At 65.7% G+C, this 19034-nt stretch carries 15 protein-coding genes; 12 read left to right on the top strand and 3 right to left on the bottom strand.

Going from position 1 to position 19034, the window contains the following annotated elements:
• The first annotated feature begins 44 nt into the window (after positions 1-44).
• From BSF38_RS07390 to BSF38_RS07355, 8 genes are all read left to right on the top strand, one after another.
• On the top strand, positions 45-578 hold the full coding sequence (locus BSF38_RS07390) for a QcrA and Rieske domain-containing protein (RefSeq protein WP_076344375.1): 534 nt from the start codon (positions 45-47) through the stop codon (positions 576-578).
• A complete protein-coding gene (locus tag BSF38_RS07385; protein WP_076344373.1) occupies positions 571-2379 on the top strand; it encodes a cytochrome b N-terminal domain-containing protein in 1809 nt (602 codons plus the stop codon). The genes BSF38_RS07390 and BSF38_RS07385 overlap by 8 nt, the downstream gene beginning before the upstream one ends.
• A 590-nt stretch (positions 2380-2969) precedes the next feature.
• On the top strand, positions 2970-3722 hold the full coding sequence (locus tag BSF38_RS07380; RefSeq protein ID WP_076344371.1) for a gamma-glutamyl-gamma-aminobutyrate hydrolase family protein: 753 nt from the start codon (positions 2970-2972) through the stop codon (positions 3720-3722).
• Between the two features lie 246 nt (positions 3723-3968).
• Positions 3969-5045, top strand: a complete 1077-nt coding sequence (locus tag BSF38_RS07375) for an HlyD family efflux transporter periplasmic adaptor subunit (RefSeq protein ID WP_076344369.1) — start codon at positions 3969-3971, stop codon at positions 5043-5045.
• 2 nt (positions 5046-5047) lie between these two features.
• Entirely contained in the window at positions 5048-6304 is a 1257-nt protein-coding gene (locus BSF38_RS07370) for an FtsX-like permease family protein (RefSeq protein WP_076344367.1), read from the top strand.
• Positions 6305-6349: 45 nt separating this feature from the next.
• Positions 6350-7519: an ABC transporter permease DevC gene (devC, locus tag BSF38_RS07365; RefSeq protein WP_076344365.1), complete on the top strand. Its 1170-nt coding sequence runs from the start codon at positions 6350-6352 to the stop codon at positions 7517-7519.
• A gap of 210 nt (positions 7520-7729) precedes the next feature.
• The gene (locus tag BSF38_RS07360; protein ID WP_145952006.1) at positions 7730-8896 is read left to right on the top strand and encodes an ATP-binding cassette domain-containing protein; all 1167 of its coding nucleotides are present in this window, start codon (positions 7730-7732) and stop codon (positions 8894-8896) included.
• A gap of 95 nt (positions 8897-8991) precedes the next feature.
• Positions 8992-10365: a neutral/alkaline non-lysosomal ceramidase N-terminal domain-containing protein gene (locus BSF38_RS07355; protein WP_076344361.1), complete on the top strand. Its 1374-nt coding sequence runs from the start codon at positions 8992-8994 to the stop codon at positions 10363-10365.
• A 99-nt stretch (positions 10366-10464) separates the two neighbouring features.
• Here the strand turns inward: BSF38_RS07355 and thiC are convergent, their stop codons facing one another.
• Entirely contained in the window at positions 10465-11802 is a 1338-nt protein-coding gene (gene thiC, locus BSF38_RS07350) for a phosphomethylpyrimidine synthase ThiC (protein WP_076344359.1), read from the bottom strand.
• Positions 11803-12081: 279 nt separating this feature from the next.
• Between thiC and BSF38_RS07345 the strand changes: the two genes are divergently transcribed.
• The 3 genes from BSF38_RS07345 to csrA all read left to right on the top strand — a co-directional run bounded on the left by BSF38_RS07345 (position 12082) and on the right by csrA (position 13784).
• Positions 12082-12369 carry a hypothetical protein gene (locus tag BSF38_RS07345; protein ID WP_076344357.1) on the top strand — a complete coding sequence of 96 codons (288 nt, stop codon included), beginning with the start codon at positions 12082-12084 and terminating at the stop codon, positions 12367-12369.
• Between the two features lie 533 nt (positions 12370-12902).
• Complete coding sequence (gene fliW, locus BSF38_RS07340; protein WP_076344355.1) at positions 12903-13385, top strand: flagellar assembly protein FliW; 483 nt, start codon at positions 12903-12905, stop codon at positions 13383-13385.
• Between the two features lie 132 nt (positions 13386-13517).
• On the top strand, positions 13518-13784 hold the full coding sequence (gene csrA, locus BSF38_RS07335; protein ID WP_076350662.1) for a carbon storage regulator CsrA: 267 nt from the start codon (positions 13518-13520) through the stop codon (positions 13782-13784).
• 459 nt (positions 13785-14243) lie between these two features.
• Here csrA and BSF38_RS31945 read toward each other — a convergent pair whose 3' ends face one another.
• Positions 14244-14810 carry an FHA domain-containing protein gene (locus tag BSF38_RS31945; protein ID WP_076344353.1) on the bottom strand — a complete coding sequence of 189 codons (567 nt, stop codon included), beginning with the start codon at positions 14808-14810 and terminating at the stop codon, positions 14244-14246.
• Positions 14811-15287: 477 nt separating this feature from the next.
• On the opposite strand from BSF38_RS31945, the gene BSF38_RS31250 reads away from it, so the two are divergent.
• On the top strand, positions 15288-17693 hold the full coding sequence (locus tag BSF38_RS31250) for a hypothetical protein (RefSeq protein WP_168189330.1): 2406 nt from the start codon (positions 15288-15290) through the stop codon (positions 17691-17693).
• An 8-nt stretch (positions 17694-17701) separates the two neighbouring features.
• Here the strand turns inward: BSF38_RS31250 and BSF38_RS07320 are convergent, their stop codons facing one another.
• Positions 17702-18994 carry an ATP-dependent 6-phosphofructokinase gene (locus BSF38_RS07320; protein ID WP_076344349.1) on the bottom strand — a complete coding sequence of 431 codons (1293 nt, stop codon included), beginning with the start codon at positions 18992-18994 and terminating at the stop codon, positions 17702-17704.
• Between the last annotated feature and the right edge of the window lie 40 nt (positions 18995-19034).

Raw genomic sequence — 19034 nt, 5'->3', positions numbered from 1 at the left:
CCCACTGCCACGCCCGCCCCGCATCATTCGAAAAGGCAAACCGAATGACACGCCGCGATTTTCATCGCCTCGGCTCTCTGGCCCTCGGCGGCCTGATCAAGCTGGTGGTCGCCATCCCGGCCGCGGCCTTCCTGCTCAGCCCGCTTCGTAAGACGGGCAATGCGGCCGAGGCCGACAGCTTCGAGAACGTGACCAGCCTCAACCAGTTGAAGGTCGGCGTTCCGCAATCCTTCGGGATCATCCACGACCAGGTCGACGCCTGGGTGAAGTACCCCCAGGAGCCCGCGGGCTCGGTCTGGCTGATCCGCCAGCCCGACGGGGTCGAGCCCCCGGTGATCGCCTTTACCGCGGAGTGCCCGCACCTCGGCTGCGCCATCAACCTCGCCGCCGAAGGCAAGGGCTTCCTCTGCCCATGCCACACCAGCGCCTTCGACATGGAAGGCAAGCCGCTGAACCCGATTCCGCCGCGCCCGATGGATCGGCTCGACGTCGAGCTCTCCAAGGACCCCGACCCCCAGGTCCGCGTGAAGTTCCAACGGTTCCGGTGCCTCGCCGAGGAGAAGATCACCCTTGAGTAACTTCATCGCCGACTGGCTCGACGATCGCACCGGGCTTCGGACCTCGCTCCGATCGCTCGAAGAAGAAGCCCTTCCCGCCGGCGCGCGGTGGCGGTACGTGTTCGGATCGGTGCTCGCCTCGATCTTCATGATCCAGGCGTTCAGCGGCCTGATGATGATGACCGCGTACAGCGCGTCGTCCTCGACCGCCTGGGGAAGCGTCTACTACATCGAAAAAGTGATGTGGATGGGTTGGTTCATCCGCGGGCTCCACCACTTCGGCGCCCAGACGGTGATGGTCCTGCTGTTGTTCCACTTTCTCCAGGTCCTGTTCGCCGCCGCCTACCGGGCCCCTCGCGAGGTCAACTGGTGGCTGGGCCTCGCGCTCATGGCGATCGTGTTGGCCTTCAGCCACACGGGCTATCAGCTTCCGTGGGACCAGAAGGGCTACTGGGCCACGAAAGTCGTGACCAACATAATGGGAGGCGCTCCGATCCTCGGCCCGTACATCAAGACGGCCGTGGTCGGCGGCTCGGAGTACGGCAACCAGACGGTGACCCGGTTCTATGGGCTTCACGTCGGCGTGCTGCCGGTCTTGATGTTCATCTGCCTCTTCGCCCACGTCGCGCTCTGCCGGCGGCACGGGCTGAAACCGCCGAGGCGTTTCGACGCGAACGCTCCGAAAGCGACGTACTGGCCCGATCAGACGTTCCTCAACCTGATGGCGACGACGGTGGTTTTGGGCGTGATGGTCGCTCTGATCCTCTATGAAGGCGGCGCTCCGCTCGACGCGCCCGCCGATCCATCCAGCTCCGACTACCCGGCGCGTCCCGAGTGGTTCTTCCGGTTCCTGTTCCAGATGCTCAAGCACTTCCCCGGCAAGTACGAGTGGGTCGGCTCGATCGCGATCCCCGGCGCGATCATGCTGACGATGGCCCTGCTGCCGCTGCTCGACAAGGTCTTGCCGTCGCGGGTGCTGCACTTCTTCGCCTGCTCGCTGATCTTCGGCCTGGCCGGCGGCGCGGGATATTTGACCCTGGAGTCGTTCGTCGAAGACGCCCGGACCCCGTCGTTCCATGAGGCTCGGGTGAAGGCCGACGCGTCTCGCGACCGCGCGTTGTTCCTAGCCGCGCATCCGGCGTACGGCGTCCCTCCCGAGGGAGCCAGTTACCTGATGCGGCTCGACCCGCTCACGCGGGGCAGGGCGGTGCTCGAAGCCAAGTGCCTCGGCTGTCACCAGATGGGCGGGCAGGGGGCCGGCGAGGTGAGCGCCCCGGATTTGAAGGATTTCGGCACCCGCGCGTGGGTTCGCGGCCTGCTCGAAAAGCCGGACGCCGACGCCTACTACGGCAAGACTCCCGAATGCGACGGCATGGTCGACTGGAAGCGCACGACGAAGCTCGACGCGAAACAGCTCGACGACGTGTCCGATTTCGTCGCCTCCTTCGCGAAGATTCCCGCCGACATGAACGTCGACGAATGGCTGAACTCGCCGGGCGTGGCCGAGCATCCCGGCAATGAGCTGTTCCAGAAAGATTGCGGCAAGTGCCACGCGATCGACGGCTACACCGAAGGGGGCGTTCGCGATTCCCCCAACCTGTTCGCCTGGGGCTCGCCGCAGTGGACCAGCCGGATGATCCGCAAGCCCCACGCCGACGACCGCTACGGCTACCTGGCCGAGAAGCAGCGGATGCCGGCCCTCGGCTCCGATGCGCTGACCGACAACGACCTGAAGATGATCGTCCGCTACCTGGCGAATGATTACCTGTCGCCGGAGCAGACCCCCACGGCCGTGGCGACTTCGCCGCCGGCCAAACCCTGACGACGCCCGTCACGGAAGAAATCCAGGTCCGAGCCGGATTCGGACCGGTGATTCCCTTCAGGTCGACCCGCTCGTGAATCCACGAGCGGGCGTCGGGCTTCCCAAAATCCGCCCGAGTCGCTTGGTCGCCGGCATCGGCGATCGAGCACTCGGGCGCTTTTGAACAGAGGTTGCGCGGCGATTCCGAGCACGCGGCTTCCCGTCTCGCGGCGGGGCCGGAATAATCGGCAAAACCACTCGATTCGGGCGGATTTTGCTTGAAGTCGTGCTCCTTCCATCGATAGACTTCACGTGCCTTGAACGCTCGGCCCAAGGATTGGGAGACGCAGAGCTCGCACGAAGCGAATCCCTTCCCTTTCGGGCCACCGGCTACAATCCGCGACCGCCAACCTCCAACCGCGGTCATCGAGTTCCTCGCAGTCCACTGCGACCTGAGTCGTCGAGCGGGTATCGGCTCCGACGATTCGTTGATCTCGTGTATCCAGCGTCATTCGCGGTGCGGCTTCCGTCGCCTCGTTGATTGGACCGGCGCGTCGCGAACATCCAGGACGGATTCTGCCAAGCCTTAAACCACGGAAGGGACTCCGACCATGAATCACCGACCCCTCATCGGCATCAACATGGATCTCCGGGCTTCGGTCAAGAGCCGCACTCCCCACAGCCTCACGCCGACCGGCTACTACGACTGCCTCGTCACCGCGGGCGCCCTGCCCATCATGATCCCCCCGCTGATGCGAGAGAGCGACCTCGTGCCGATCCTCGAGAAGCTCGACGGCGTCGTCCTGACCGGCGGCGACGATCTCGATCCTCGCAAGATGGGCCTCTCGCCCCACCCGTCGGTCAACGCTATGTGCGAGCGCCGGGAGATCTCCGACCGCATCCTTTGCAAACTCGTCCAGCAGGAACGGATTCCCACGCTGGGCATCGGCCTGGGCATGCAGGAGCTGAACGTGGTGGCCGGCGGCGGCCTCTTCGTCCACATTCCTGAAGACCTGCCCAAGAGCATCCCCCACTACGACCCGCACGGCGGCGCGCATCGCCACACGGTCGTCATGCAACCCAAGACCCGGCTCGCCGAGATCTACGGACCGGGCGAGATCCGCGTCAACAGCTACCACCACATGGGCATCCGCAAGCTGGCCCCCAATTTCCGGATCAGCGCCCTCGCCCCCGACGGCCTGATCGAAGCTTATGAAGGCAGAGAGCCGGGCTGGTGGGTCGTCGGCGTACAGTGGCACCCCGAGAACGAGGGCAACATCTCCCTCGATATGCAGCTCATCGAAGCGTTCGTCGAAGCCGCCGGCGCCCGTCGCAACGTGCCCGCTCTCGCCAAGGTCGGCTGACCGCTCCTCGCGCACCGCACACGTTCGTCTCGTCGATTGCGAGCGATCCCGCCCCCTCCTGAATCCGGGGCGGCGGTCGCTCGTTTTGCGTTTCGAAGGCACGCCCGTTGCGAGAATCGACCCGATGCGTCGAATCGGGGGCCTGGAGATCGGCCCGCGGCTGACATAGAATCGGACTCCTTGGCGGCTGGACCCGAATCGGGAACGAGCTCGCCGCCACGAGCCCTCCCTTGCGGAGCCGCCTTCATGCCCATCGGTCGATCATCGGTCCTCTGGCTCGGAACGTCGCTCGCGGTCGTGACGGCCTCGGCCTGGATTCTCACGACGTCGGGCTCTCCAGCCCGTGCGCAATCCGCTTCCAGGACGGGCGGTCCGACGTCCCGATCCGAGGTCCACGCGCTGGGCCGGGTCGAACCCGCGACTGGCCTGATCGTCGTCGGCTCGCGTCCCGGAGCGCGCATCCTTGAGATCCGCGTCGGCCCCGGCGACACGGTCAAGGCGGGCCAGCTCCTGGCGGTCCTGGAGGGTCGTGAGGAAGCCAAAGCGCAAATCGCGCTGGCGGAAGCGCGGAAGGCGCAGGTTGAACATCAGCGAGCAACGCGCAAGGAGAAACTGGCGCTCGAACGCACGCAGCTCGACGCCCTCCACGCGGCCCGGCTCACGACGGCCACGCAGGTCGCTCAGATCCTAAAGAAGAAGCTCACCGATCCAGGCAACTTGATGCTCGGCGCAACCCTCACGGGACGTGACAAGCTCGAAGGGGAATCGAAGTACATCGAGCTTCAGGTCCAATCGCTCAAGGCCGAACTCGACAAGACGTCGCTCGACATCGAGTACAGCGAGCTCGCCAAGCAACGCGCGCTGGAAGACAAGCAGCTCGACCCGTCGAACCCCGAATTTCAGCTCGTCGACCGTCAGATTGAACTCGCGAAAGCGAGCCTCGACCAGACCGAGGTCGTCGCCCCGCGCGCGGGTACGGTGCTTGATGTGCTGGCCCACGCCGGCGAGGTCGGCAGCGGGCCGCTCTTGCGGATGGGCGACCTGTCGGCGATGGTCGCCGTGGCCGAGGTCTACCAGACCGACGTCACCCAATTGCGGATCGGCGATCGGGCGACGGTCGCCATCCTCGACAAGCCGATCGCCGGCAAGGTGACGCGGATCGGGTCGATCGTCGGCCGGAACCAGATGATGAACATCGACCCTCGATCGCTGCAAGACCTTCGCGTGGTCAACGTGACGATCGCGCTCGACGAGGCGGAACCCGCCGCGCGGCTCGTCAACCTCGAAGCCGAAGTCGCGATCACGCCCGGAGGAGGCGGTTGAGCGTGGTTTCGTCGTCGCTGGGACTGAGACACCCGCCGCTCGCGTTGCGGAACGTGAGCCAGGGGGGCCGCAAATCGCTGGCGGCCATCTCGGGCGCGGCGTTCTCGTTGACGATGGTGCTGCTCCAGCTTGGATTCCTCCAGGCGGTCCGGATCACGGCGACCAACAACTTCGACCAGCTCGATTTCGACGTCGTGCTGCTCTCTTCCCGATATGAGCAATTCTACGCGCCGGGGTTTCTGCCGCTCGAACGACTGCGGCAGGCTCGGAACGTCGATTCGGTCGTCTCGGCGACTCCGCTTTACGCGTCGTTCGGCCTCTGGCGGTGTCCACCCTATCCGCTCGACCCCTCCTCTAGTGCGGCCGATTCCGAGTCACGGCCGGGCCCGGTGAGTCGCTGGCTGGCCGGCGCGCGCATCCACCGCCCGCTCCAGCGCCGGGAGCTGTTCGTGATGGGCTTCGGTCTCGACCATCCGCCGTTCCGGCCGCCGATCCTGGGGTCGATCGAGTCGGCCAGGCCATTGCTCCGGCTCCGCGACCGGGTTTTGATGAACGAGCTGTCCCACCCCGATTTCGGCTGGCCGCTCCGCGACCAGTACAAGGATTGGGAGCTTGGCGCGAAGGCCGTGACGATCGTGGGCGGATTCCGCATGCTTCGAGGCTTCGCGGCCGACGCGACGGTCCTTTGCTCGGACCTGAATTTCGTCCGGCTCTGCGACTACGGCTCGACCGAGACGACCAACTTCGGGCTCCTCAAGGTCCGTCCCGGCGCCGTCGACGCGACCGTGCGCGAACTCCGGTCGATCCTCCCCGACGACGTCCAGGCGCTCTCCCGGCAGGACATTCTTGCGCGCGAGGACGACCACTGGGTCAACCAGACGTCGACCGGCAAGCTGTTCGCCTTCGGGGTGCTCGTGGCGATGGTCGTGGCGGCGGTCGTCGTCTACCAGGTGCTGTCGAACGACGTCCGCGAGCACCTCCCCGAATACGCGACCTTGAAGGCGATGGGCTATTCGACGTCGCGGCTGGCGTCGATCGTCGTCGCTCAGTCGTTGATTTACATGGTGATCTCCTTCTTCGTCGGCGTGCTGATCGCGATCATCGTCTACAAGGCGACGCAAGAGCTGGCGGGGATTCCCATGAGGATGACGATGGAGAACCTCGGCGTCACCCTCTTGCTGGCGGTCGTCGTCGGCGTGTCGACGGGTTTGTTGACCATCGGCAGACTCCGCCGGGCGGACCCGGCCGAACTGTTCTGAAAAACGTCTCGACCCTAGCACGATCGCGGCCCACGGACTCGACACATGGTTCCCGGAAGAACGATCCCCCTGGCCTGGAGAAACTTGACCGAGAGCAAGCTGCGCTTGCTTGCGTCGGTCGCTGGGACCGCGTTCGCCGTGACGCTCATGTTCATGGAGAACGGCTTCCGGTCGGCCATGCTCGACAGCATGGTCAACGTGATCGAGCGGTTCGACGGCCAGGTCGTCCTCGTCAGCCGGACGCTTTACACGCTGTCGGTCCCTTATTCGTTCCCATTGCGGCGGATCGTCCAGGCGCGGAACTTCCCCGAGGTCGTCGCGACGAGCCCGGTCTACGTCGTCGCGCGGACGGGGTACTGGCGCAACGCCGACACGACGAAGCTGGAGCGGATCTGCGTCGTCGGCTATCCTCCCGAGGACGACGTCCTCGACGTTCCCGAGCTGAAGCGCAACCGCGAGGCCTGGAGCCGGCCCGACACCGCGATGGCCGATGCGCTCTCGCGATCGGACCAGTTCGGGGAGTTCCACAAGGGCCAGATCTCGGAGCTTTCCGGCCGTCGGATCGAGATCGCGGGGACGTTCGAGCTGGGCGTCAACGTCCAGTCGAACGGCAACCTCGTCATGAGCGACCGCAACATGATGAAGTATTTCCCGCAGCTCGGCGGCGCGTCAGTCGGCGACCGCAACGTGACCGTCGGCGTCTTGCGCGTTCGTCCCGGAGCTGACCTCGAACAGCTTCGCGGCAAGCTCCAGGCCGAGCTTCCGCCTGACGTCCGCGTGCTCACGAAGGACGAGTTCATCGCCCGTGAGCGCGATTTCTGGGACAAGGTTGCGCCCGTGGGGACAGTCTTTTACATCGGCGTGGTGATGGGCTTCATCGTCGGCTCGGTGATCTGCTACCAGGTGTTGTACGCCGACGTGAGCAATCGGCTCGGCGAGTTCGCCACGCTCAAGGCGATGGGTTACACAAACATGAGCTTGTATCGCGTGGTGCTGATGCAGGCCGTTTACCTGGGGCTGATGGGTTACGTCGCCGGCCTCGCGGTGAGCCTCATTCTGTTCGATTGGGTCCACCGGTCGACCGGCCTGCCGCTCGATCTGACCCGCAACAACCCCTTGACGATCCTGGCGCTCTCGGTGGCCATGTGCGTCGCCTCGGGAGCGTACGCGGCGCGTCGGTTGATCTCGGCGGATCCCGCACAACTCTTCGCGTAAGGGCTCGTCCAAGAATCGCTTCCAACTATGTCACATAACTTGCAGGTCGGGAGGACTTACCACGGAGGACGCGGAGAGGAAAAACCTTAGATGAAAATTCTTGCCCTTCCCTCTCCGTGTCCTCCGCGTCCCCCGTGGTGAATTTCTTCGAAAGTTGGACGATGTTCGTGGAAGGCGCCCAAGCGCCGGTTTTCGAGAGGAACGATCCCCATGAGCACGGCTTTAAGTTCGACCGGCATGCACCGCGCCGTCAGCCTACCTTCGGGCGCCGACGTCGTGATCCGGGCCCAGGGCGTAAACTACGCTTACGGGAGCGGGGAGACGCGGACCCAGGTCCTGTTCGACAACAACCTGGAGATCAGCCGGGGCGAAGTCGTCATCATGACCGGCCCGTCGGGGTCGGGCAAATCGACGCTGCTTACACTGATCGGCGCACTGCGGAGGACGCAGGACGGAAGTCTCGACGTCCTCGGCCACGACCTGACCCACGCCGACGGCAGCGGCCAGGTCGAGCTTCGCAAGCACATCGGGTTCATCTTTCAGCAGCACAACCTGTTCAGCTCGCTCACGGCGATCGAGAACGTCCGCATGGCCACGGCGCTCATGCCGGGCTCCGTCAAGGAGATGAACGCGCGAGCGATTGAGATGCTCACCAAGCTGGGTCTCGGCGATCGGATTCACCACCTGCCGGCCGAGTTGTCGGGCGGCCAGAAGCAGCGGGTGGCGATCGCCCGGGCACTCGTCAATCGGCCGCTCATGGTCCTGGCCGACGAGCCGACGGCCTCGCTCGACGCCGAGTCGAGCCAGACCGTGCTCGACCTCCTTCGCGACCTGGCCGACGGTCAGGACAAGACGACGGTGCTGCTGGTGACCCACGATCAGCGGGTGATCGACAAGGCCGACCGGATCGTCAACATGGTCGGCGGCCGGATCGTGACCAATTCGCTCACGCGGGTCGCCGTGCGGATCTGCCGGGCGCTCGCGGCGACCGAGTCGCTCAACGGGCTCAGCGAGGCGACCCTCTCACGAATCGCCAATTACATGACCGTCGAAACGTGTGAACCTGGCGACACGATCGTGACCGAGGGCGAGGAGGGCGACCGGTTCTACATCGTCGGCACGGGCGTCGCCGATTCCTACCGCGACGGCAACTACGACGAAGAGAAGTGCTACGGTGAAGCCTTCGGGATGATCAGCTCGTACTTCAAGCGGACCGTCCCCACCACCGTCGTTGCGCGCACCGAGATGGAGCTTTACGTCCTCTCGAAGGACGATTTCCTCCACGCCCTGGCCGAGGACCAGAGTTTCGAGACCCGAATCCGCGGCCTGCTCGCCGGCTCCAACACCGCCGCGGCGACCGCCCCCACGATCGACTGACGCCCCCCCGCCACCGCAACCCACTCCGCTGGAGAGAGCTGATGGACCGATCAACCCGAACGCTTCTTGCCGTCGTTATATCAGGATTCAGCGCCGTGTCGTCGGCGACGAGCGCCGAGGTCGCCGTGGGGACGGCCAAACTGGACGTCACGCCGACACACCCGGTCTTGCTGGCCGGCTACGGCCATCGCGTCGGCGAGTATACCGCCATCGATACCCCGCTCTGGGCGCGGGCGATCGCGATCGGCGACGACCGGCCGGTCGTGCTGGTCGCCGTCGACAACTGCGGCGTTCCCGCCGGCGTCGTCGCCGAGGTCCGACGCAAGGTCGCCGCATCGGGCGCGTTCGACCCCGAGCGGCTCATCGTGGCCGCGACGCATACACACAACGCTCCGCAGCTCGAAGGCTACGCGCCGGTCTTGTGGGAAGGTCGTGACACGACCGAACAGCGCGAGCACGTCGCGCAGTACACGAAGCGGCTCACCGATCAGATCGTCGAGGTCGCCACGGCGGCCGTTCGCGACCGCAAGCCGGCCGAGCTGTCGTGGGGGCAGGGCAAGGTGATGTTCGGCGGCAACCGCCGCGTCATGAAGGACGGCAAGTGGGTCGGCTTCGGCTTCGTCGAGAAGGCGCCCGTCGATCACAGCCTGCCGGCGATGTTCGCGCGCCGCGACGGCAAGGTCGTCGCCGTCTGGACGAACTACGCGTGCCATTGCACGAGCGCCGGCAGCGAGAACCGCGTCGGCGGCGACTGGGCCGGGTTCGCCGCGAAGGAGATCGAGACCGCCTTCCCCGGCGCGAACGCCGTGATCACCATCGGCTGCGGCGCCGACGTCGGCCCGCAACCGTCAGGGAACCTCGACTTCTCGCGCCGCCACGGCCGAGCGATCGCCGCCGAGGTCGCGAAATTGGCCGCCGGCGAGCTGAAGCCCTTGAACAAGGCACCGGAGGTCGACCGTCGCGTCATCGAGCTGCCGCTCTCGAAAGTCCCCGGCCGCGACCACTGGGTGAGCGAGGCGAAGCGCGACGGCTTCGAGGGCCGGCACGCCAAACGGATGCTGGCGCAGCTCAACCGCGACGGCAAGCTGCCGACGAGCGTCCCGTTTCCGATCACCGTCTGGAAGTTCGACTCCGACTTGGCGATCGCCTTCCTCGCCGGTGAAATGACCGTCGACTACGCGGTCCGGCTCAAGCACGAACTGGACTGGGAGCGGCTATGGATCAATGGTTGGTGCGACGACGTTCCGTGCTACATCCCGTCGCGACGGGTGCTGGCGGAAGGGGGCTACGAGTCCGATTTCTCGATGATCTATTACGCATGGCCTTCTCAGTTCCACCCCGCCCTTGAAGACGACCTGGTCACGACCGTCAAGGAGCTCGTCGGCGACGCCTTCAAGACAGCCCAACGCGCCCCCGACGCCGACCTGTTTCTCGTCCCCGAGAGCGCCGTGCCGTCGATGAAGAAGTAAGGATCGACGAAGCGGAACACGAAAAAGGGGCCGTCGGTTCGCCTTCAAGCTTACCGGCGGCCCCTGTTGTTCGTTGATCATTCGCGAAGCCTGCTCGGGTCAGGCGCCCGCGCCGGCGGGTTCGAGGTTCACGAGCGCCGCGGTCGCGGCGGCGTGCTTGCGGATGTCTTCGGTGATCCGCATCGAGCAGAACTTGGGTCCGCACATGCTGCAGAACGCGGCCGACTTGAAGGCTTCCTGCGGAAGCGTCTCGTCGTGCATCCGGCGGGCGGTCTCGGGGTCGAGCGAGAGCCGGAACTGCTCTTCCCAGTTGAAGCTGTAGCGGGCGCGCGACAGGGCGTCGTCGCGGTCGCGGGCGCCGGTGCGGTGGCGGGCGATGTCGGCGGCGTGGGCGGCGATCTTGTAGGCGACGACTCCCTGGCGGACGTCCTCGACCTCGGGAAGGCCGAGGTGCTCCTTGGGCGTGACGTAGCAGAGCATGCTGGCGCCGTGCCAGCCGGCGAGCGCCGCGCCGATCGCCGAGGTGATGTGGTCGTATCCCGGGGCGATGTCGGTGACGAGCGGGCCGAGCACGTAGAACGGGGCCTCGCTGCACTCGACGGCCTGCTTCTCCATGTTCATGGCGATCTGGTCCATCGGGACGTGCCCAGGGCCCTCAACCATGACCTGGCAGCCCCGCGCCCACGCCCGCCTGGTCAGCTCGCCCAGGGTCTTCAGCTCGGCGAACTGGGCGGCGTCGGAGGCGTCGGCCAGCGAGCCCGGCCGCAGGCTGTCGCCGAGGCTCCACGACACGTCGTACTGCCGCATGATGTCGCAGAGATCGTCGAAATGCGTGTACAGCGGGTTTTCGAGGTTATGGGCGATCATCCACTGGGCCATCAGCGAGCCGCCTCGCGAGACGATGCCCGTCAGCCGGTGCGCGGTGAGCGGGATGTAGTCGCGAAGGATGCCGGCGTGGAGCGTCATGTAGTCGACGCCCTGCATCGCCTGGTGCTCGACCATCGCCAGCAGGTCTTGCGGCGTCAGGTCCTCGACCTTCTTGACCTGCTGGATCGCCTGGTACATCGGCACGGTGCCGATCGGCACCTTGCTCGCCTTGATGATCGCCTGGCGGATCGAGTCGATCGAGCCGCCGGTGGAAAGGTCCATCACCGTGTCGGCGCCAAGGTCGACGGCCATCTTCAACTTGGCCAGCTCGTTCTCGACATCCGAGGTGACGGCCGAGTTGCCGATGTTCGCGTTGATCTTGCACTTCGCCTTGATGCCGATCGCCATCGGCTCAAGCCCCAGGCCGAGGTGCACCGTATTGGCCGGGATGATCATCCGACCCCGGGCGACCTCGGAGCGAACCAACTCGGGGTCGAGGTTCTCGCGCTTGGCGACGTACTCCATCTCGGGCGAAACCACACCTTGCCGCGCCAGTTCAATCTGCGTCATCGTTCAACGTCCTCTCAGAACCTCTCGGACCGATCCCGGAGAACCGTCGACCCGAGCCAAGCCCGCGGAAACACCCGTTCCAGTCGGCTGATGGGTGGCCTCTATGGTAGACCGGGGCCGACGATCCGGTCAATTCGTCCCCGGGCGTGAGCGTCCGTCGGCGATGATCCGGCCGCTCGGCTGGCGATCGCGAATCGGAATTCGCTATGATTCAGGTTACGAGCGTCCGTCGTCGGCCGATCGGTCGGCGAGCGTTCGTAACCGGGCCGGGGCACGTCCGTGACCAGACATCACGTCCAATGTACGTTCGAGGGCTGCGGCGAAGCCGCGTCGTACAAGATCGCCGCGCGATGGAGCGACGGCGGCTTCGCCGAGCTGAAGACGTACGGGTTCGCCTGCTCCAACCATCTGGGCCCCGTCTTCCAGCTCGCCGAGGAACGTCAGCACCAGTACAAGCCCGCCCCCAACGAGGTCGTCGAGGAACTCGCCATCTTCCGCTACGAGTCCGGAAAGCGCGACCGCCAGCTTCAGCGGCTCTGGGGCCTCGAAGACAACTACCGCACCTGACGTGCCAAGCGGCGGTCCGTCCGGTCGCTCCAGAGGCGCGATTGCAATGATCGCGCCGATTCTCCGGCTAGGTGATCAGCCGTTCGGGCCCATCCCGGTTGGAGCGGTTCGTTCGATTGGTCCGCGAGACGGTCGTCGTCGTTACGAACGGATCGACTGGCGCAGGCATCGCGGGGCGCGCGCCGACTTGGATTTCCGGCGACGAGTAGTGAGCAAGTCGCTTGCGGCGCGACGATATTACGGTCGGTTAAGCCTGACTCGGCCAGTCGGAGCAATCCGGTGAAGCGAGCCAGGTTGAGTCCGCGGGATGCGTCGTGGCAGCACTGGGCGGACCGTGACGGACACGGGCCGGGCCAGACCGTCGAAGCAGTCCGGGGCTTTTCCCTCGCGGGAGGGTCCGGGACGACTCGAGACGACAGGCTTCGGCGTCGGTTCGCGATGACGTGCGACCGACGGAGCCCGGCGATGCCGAGCGTCGCTGAAGGATCGACCAGGCATTCGCTTCGCCCGGCGTTCAAGGAGGTAACCAGGAAGTGAATATTCTCACGACCCGCTTCGGCCTGATCCAGGCGCCCGAATCGGAAATCTACCGGATTCCGGAAGGACTTCTCGGGTTCCGTTCGTATACGCAGTATCTGCACCTGCCCGACCCCGTCGTCTCGGGGTTGTCGTGGTTGCAGAGCACCACCGCTCCCGACCTGGCGTTCGGTCTGGTCGCCCCGCCCCTGGCGGTCAGCGATTACCGGATCGAGATCCGCCCGGGCGATCGAGCGGCCCTGGAGCTGCACGACGAACGCACTGCGATGATTTACGTGGTTTTGAATCGCGGCGGGGGAGGGTTGACGGTCAACCTCCAGGGGCCGCTCGTCTTCAACCCGGTTCGTCGATTGGGACGCCAGCTGGTACTGACCTCCAGCCGGTTTCCCGTGCGATACCCGCTGGAGTCGATGGCAGGGTCCCCATCCGCGACGCCGACCCTGCTGCCCGGTCTGACGCCGTTGCGAGCGACGGCGTGATACGAGTGGTTTGTCACCTAGGTTTCTGTGGGCTGAACGCCATCCCCAACACCGTCGTGGTCGCCGAGAGCCCGGGCAACGTGATCGGGGATGGTCACGGGCCTCGTTGGCAGGAGGAAGGAGCCGAGAACGATGCTGGTCCTGTCCCGACACCGCGACGAGAGTATCATCATTGGCGATGACATTGTCATCACCGTGGTGGATATTCGGGGCGATAAGGTCCGATTGGGGATCGCGGCCCCGATCGAGATCTCCGTACACCGCCAAGAAGTGTACGAAGCGATCCAACGCGAGAATCGGCAAGCGAGCCGCTTGGAACCCCAAGAAGCTCGCCAGATCGAACGCCTCACACCGCCGGTCCGGCGCGACGTGCGTCGCTCACGCCCCGAAGAGGTCTGAGCACGCAAGCGCCCTCCGGTTCTCTCGCTGAACCTGGATCGGCGTCGGCCGACGCGACGGCCGACGCAACGCCCCCCACTATCCGCACCCGCATCCAGCCGGACGGCGACGCCCACTCTCGGACGTCGCGCGTCCGGTTTGTTGTTTCCAACCATCATGACGCCGTCGGGTCGCCCGACCTCACGAAAACGGGGGGCTTTTCGCATGGCGTCACGACCGGGTCTCGTAGGGGCGCCCCTTGTGGGTGCCCGGTTCGTTTCAGATCGACCGCTCACGCTCGGCGATCGGGCACCCACGAGGGGCGCCCCTACGGCAGACCACGGACCGGAATTTTCAGAGCACTGCGAGCGCGTTCCCGATCAGCGTGCTGAATCAGCGAACGCAGAACCCTGCACTCGCTGGCGCGTCGGACTCGTATTCGGGCATGCCGTCGCGAACCGATTCGCTGATCGCGTCGACTCAGTCGAGGTCGATCAGGTCGTCGTCGTCGTCGTCCACGAACGTGAACGAACTTCGGGGCGGCGACAGCGCATCGTCCGGCCGGCTCGGCTGAGGCAGGCCGGGGAGCGAGACGAGGTCATCGATCGACGAAGGGGCGGCGAAGCCTGGAAACTGCGCCATTCCACGCGTGCCGGCGTAGGCGTCCGGAAACTCGTCGACCGGAGGCGCGGTGGTTCGGCCCTGGCGGGCGGCCGCAGCCTTCTCGCGCGTCTCGTATAATTCCGAAGGGGCGGGGACGTTGTCGGGGCCGAGATAGACCCGCATCTTGTAGTCGCCCAGCGCGATCCGGTCGTCGGGCAGGAGCGCGGCCCACCGGATTCGCTGCCCCTTGACCTTGGTGCCGTTGGTCGTGATGAGGTCGCGGATGACCAGCAGGCCGTCCGTCTTGACCAGCAGACAGTGCCGTTTGGACAGGCTGGCATGGTCGATGACGACGTCCGCGAACTCACGACGGCCCACGACGGTCAGGTCGCGCGTGATCGGAATCGGACGATCGCCATTGTCGGGGACAAGCTCAGCTTTCATAGCATATTCGTATCGGTCGAGATGGGCTCAGTTGACGACGAAGAGTTCTTGTTTCCGCTCAGCGCGTCGACGGCCGCGGCTTCGACCGCCACCGTTTCAAGCCATGACGTCGTTAGGATTTCGGAAGGTGAGCGGCGGAAGCCCTTCGCCCTTGATTGAAGGCGGCGTCCCAACGCCCGCGCCGGCCGGAGATGAGCCGAGAGCCAATAGGTCTTCACTCAATCATAGTACGCGCTCGGAAATGCGAGAAGCGCGAATCGTGCTGAATCCGACAGTCTGGACTGGCTGCGACCATGGCTCCGCCATCTCGGCACGAGTACAATTGTTGTTGTCGGGCGTGGCCTCGCAGTGATTGCGCCGCTCGCTCGACGCCCGATTCCGAAAATCCTTTCACCCGCTCTTCGGGCCGCATCGTATAGACGTGCAGCGACTCCTCACGCCTTGCAGTCGGCGGACACGCCCGGCGGAGTTCCCACCATGAATCACCTGCAAAAACTTGGATTGGGTCTTTCCTGGATCCTTGTCGTTTCGCCCGCGTTCGGAGGTCCGTTCCAGGACGCAGCGACCGCGCCGCTGGTCGTCGATGCGGGGCGAGGCGAACGCGTGGCGGTCGGCTCGTTGCGAGCCCTGAACGTGGGGCCGTTGCACGAGTCGTTCCTGTCGCCCCGCAAGGATCGCGAGCCTCAGCGGATCGAGAAATCCCCGCCTCCCGACGTGATCGAACGTCCGGCGCTCGACCCGCCGAACTCCAAGGCAGTCTGGATCGAAGGCTACTGGGAGTGGAACCCCGGGCGGAAAGACTTCGTCTGGGTGACGGGAAGCTGGCGGGTGCCTCCTCCGGGTCGGTTCTGGGTCAACGGCTTCTGGAAGCGCGACGACAAGGGCTGGTACCGCGTGTCCGGTTTCTGGAGCGATCGGAAGACCGACCGCGTCAACTACCGCAAGACCGGCCCTCCCGCCGCGCGTCCCGACGACGATCCAGGCGAACCGCCGGCGTCGGCGACGTCCGACTGCTTCTACGTCCCCGGCCAGTATTACCCGGACGGTGACGGCGTGGTCTGGAAAAAAGGCTTCTGGACGAACACCCAGCCCGGCTGGTCGTGGGTTCCCGCGAGCTGGATTCGTCAGCCCGAAGGCTGGTTGTTTCAGGAAGGCTTCTGGGACCGGACGCTTGAGGATCGCGGCACCCTGTTCGCGCCGGCCGAGATCACCCAGGGAGAAAACGGTACTGCCGACCTGTCGTATCAGCCGTACACGACCGTCTCGCCCGAGATGTACGGCCAGTTGTACGGGGCGTTCGGCCGTTCCAATTCCTACTACGACGGCTATCCCGGGGTCTCTTACGACGACGACGGCCGGTTTTACGGTTATGCCAATTACGGGAATCTCGACGGCTATTACGGATATCTCGATTACCCGTTTTACGGCAACGGATATCCCTACTACGCAGCGCCTTTGACGTACGCCGCGTACGGCGGCGGGTTCGGCTGGGGCTTTCCCGGCTGGGGCTGGGGCGGGCTTGGTTGGGGCTCGCCCGGCTGGGGCGGGCTTGGGTGGGCCTTTCCCGGCTGGGGCTGGGGCGGGGGCGGCCTTGGTTGGGGCGGGCTCGGCTGGGGCGGGCTCGGCTGGGGCTTTCCCGGCTGGGGTTGGAGCGGGCTTGGTTGGGGCTCGCCCGGCTGGGGCTGGGGTGGGCTTGGTTTGGGAGGATTCGGATCTCCCATCCTCGGCTTGAACGGATTCGGCCTCGGCGGTTTCGGATTTCCGTTCTTCGGCCTCGGCGGTTTCGGTTTTGGAGGATTCGGATCTCCCCTCCTGGGCTTGAACGGATTCCTTCTAGGAAGCAACTTCAATCAGTTCGGCAATCGTTTTCCGTTCCAGAACAGTGGGCGCGGGCACATGGTCAACGGCCCGAACAACCCAATGGGACCGAAAGGAGGTCGAACCGGCGGGAATGTCGCGCAGACTGGGAACGTGAATCGTGGAGCCGTCGCGGGCAATGCGGGCCTCCCGAGTCGCGGCTTCATGCGAAGCGCCGGCCTGACCGCGCGACAAGGCGTGAAGCCGCCACCGTCGTCGCGTCCGTTCGCGAACCTCGCCTCGCAAAATGCGGTGGCCGCGAACCATGCTTCGCCCGCCCTCCAGCACGGCAGCATGCGACCCGCCGCGGGTCGACAGACCGCCGGCGCGGCCGCGTCGATGGGCACCTGGAATCACGCGTTCAACGGCGTGACCCGATCGCCGGCGATCCAGCACACTACAGCGCGGCCCGCCTTCAACTCCAATACCGCCGCAATGACCGGCGGACGCGGCGCTATCGCCGCGCCGGGCGTGGGGCAGGGGATGTCGCATCAGAGCGCGGCTGGCGGCTTCTCATCGCAGATGCGGGGAGCAGGCGCGGCGGCAGTGGCGGCACCCCCGGCCTTCGCGGGCCAGGCGCACGCTAGTACCCCCGGATTTGCGAACCCGGGCGCAACGGGTCGAAATTTCGGTTCGGCCGGAATCTCGCCGTATGCGTCGGGCTTCACTCCTCAGGCGCACAGCTTCGCCGCTCCGAGCTACGGAGCGATGCGCGGCGGCGCCATGAACTCCGGCGGCTCGCCGGGCGGTGGATTTAGCAGCGGCCTCGGTTCGGGGTATAGCGGAGGCGGGTTCAGTGGAAACGGCCTCAGCAGCGGAGGCGGCTTCAGCGGAGGCGGCATGCGCAGCGCGGGCGGCTTCAGCGGAAGCGGAGTCAGCGGCGGAGGCGGCTTCACTGGAAGCGGCTTCAGCGGCGGAGGCTTCAGCGGAGGCGGCATGCGCGGCGGTGGTTTCAGCGGCGGAGGCTTCAGCGGAGGCGGCATGCACGGCGGCGGTGGTTTCAGCGGTGGCGGCGGGCATCGTTGAGCGTCGGTTCACCAGGCGGGCTGTCCCGTGGATCGCATCACGGCGGTCCACAGGTCGCTCGCGGTATCGACTCGCTTGCGATGGGCGATGGACGTAGTGATGGGGACGTGGACCAGCTCGTTGTGGATCGAGCCGATCATCACGCCGGTCTTGCCCGCCATCCCCGCGTGGACCGCCATCCGCGCCATCTGATCGCTTAGAATGCGGTCCGACGAGTTCGCCGGCACCGAGCGGATGAAGTAGCTGGGGTCGAGATACTTGAGGTTGATCGCGATCCCCTTCGCCTTGAAATAGCGCTTGATCTCGTCGCGGAGGAACAGGCCGACGTCCTCGTGGAGGATGTTCCCGGAGGCGTCGGTCTCGGCGGCCCTGGCGCGGTTGAGCAGATCCTGGCAGGCCCCTTCGGCGACGACCACCAGCGCGTGCTCACGAGTCGCCAGCCTGTGTTCGAGGGCCGCGAGAAAGCCGTGCTCGCCGTCGAGCCGGACGGGGACTTCAGGGATCAGGACGAAGTTGGCGTCCTGGCTGGCGAGCGCCGCGCCCGCCGCGATGAAGCCGGCGTCGCGTCCCATCAGCTTCACCAGGCCGATGCCGTTGGGCGCGCAGCGGGCCTCCACGTGCGCCCCCCGCAACACCTCTTGCGCCTTCTCAAGCGCCGTGTAGTAGCCGAACGACGTATAAACGAATTCGATGTCGTTGTCGATCGTCTTGGGGATGCCGACGATCGCCTTGTCGAGCCCGCGCCGTTGTACTTCCGCGGCGATCTTCGCCGCCCCGCGCTGGGTTCCGTCGCCGCCCACGCAGAACAGCATGTCGATCGATTCGCGGACGAGGGCGTCGACGATCACCGCGGGATCTTGCGGGCCTCGCGAGCTTCCCAGGACGGTGCCGCCCATGTCGTGGATGTGATCGACGTACGCCGGGGTCAACTCGACCAGTTTCAGCCCCGATTCCGGGTTGAGCCCCATGTAGCCGTTGCGGACGCCGAGAACCCGCGGGACCTCGTAGTTGTAAGCGAGCTCGGAATAGACCGACCGGATCACGTTGTTGAGCCCCGGCGAGAGGCCGCCGCACGTGACCACCGCGCCGCACGACCAGCGCGGTTCGAAGTGGATCCGCTCGCGCGGTCCGGCCTCCTCGACCGAGAGTTCCATGCCGTCGGCGTACTGTGGCCCGATCTTGGGCTGGAGCCGAACCCGCGACGAATCCTCGATGAACCCCACGTCGCGCAGCCGCCTGAGCGGCGAGTCGATCGCGCAAGGGCCGAGCGTCGTGATCTCGAAGTCCTTCTCGGTCAGCATGGTTCAACGTCCTTCGACTCGACTCGATCGGTTCAACACC

The sequence above is a fragment of the Paludisphaera borealis genome, from assembly GCF_001956985.1.
GTDB lineage: Bacteria > Planctomycetota > Planctomycetia > Isosphaerales > Isosphaeraceae > Paludisphaera > Paludisphaera borealis.
This window is presented reverse-complemented; position numbering and strand designations above follow the sequence as displayed.

Excerpts from the sequence above, each read along its gene's own strand:
- BSF38_RS07390 (WP_076344375.1), top strand. The coding sequence starts at position 45 with ATGACACGCCGCGATTTTCATCGCCTCGGCTCTCTGGCCCTCGGCGGC.
- BSF38_RS07380 (WP_076344371.1), top strand. The coding sequence starts at position 2,970 with ATGAATCACCGACCCCTCATCGGCATCAACATGGATCTCCGGGCTTCG.
- BSF38_RS07375 (WP_076344369.1), top strand. The coding sequence starts at position 3,969 with ATGCCCATCGGTCGATCATCGGTCCTCTGGCTCGGAACGTCGCTCGCG.
- devC (WP_076344365.1), top strand. The coding sequence starts at position 6,350 with ATGGTTCCCGGAAGAACGATCCCCCTGGCCTGGAGAAACTTGACCGAG.
- BSF38_RS07360 (WP_145952006.1), top strand. The coding sequence starts at position 7,730 with ATGAGCACGGCTTTAAGTTCGACCGGCATGCACCGCGCCGTCAGCCTA.
- thiC (WP_076344359.1), bottom strand. The coding sequence starts at position 11,802 with ATGACGCAGATTGAACTGGCGCGGCAAGGTGTGGTTTCGCCCGAGATG.
- csrA (WP_076350662.1), top strand. The coding sequence starts at position 13,518 with ATGCTGGTCCTGTCCCGACACCGCGACGAGAGTATCATCATTGGCGAT.
- BSF38_RS31945 (WP_076344353.1), bottom strand. The coding sequence starts at position 14,810 with ATGAAAGCTGAGCTTGTCCCCGACAATGGCGATCGTCCGATTCCGATC.
- BSF38_RS31250 (WP_168189330.1), top strand. The coding sequence starts at position 15,288 with ATGAATCACCTGCAAAAACTTGGATTGGGTCTTTCCTGGATCCTTGTC.
- BSF38_RS07320 (WP_076344349.1), bottom strand. The coding sequence starts at position 18,994 with ATGCTGACCGAGAAGGACTTCGAGATCACGACGCTCGGCCCTTGCGCG.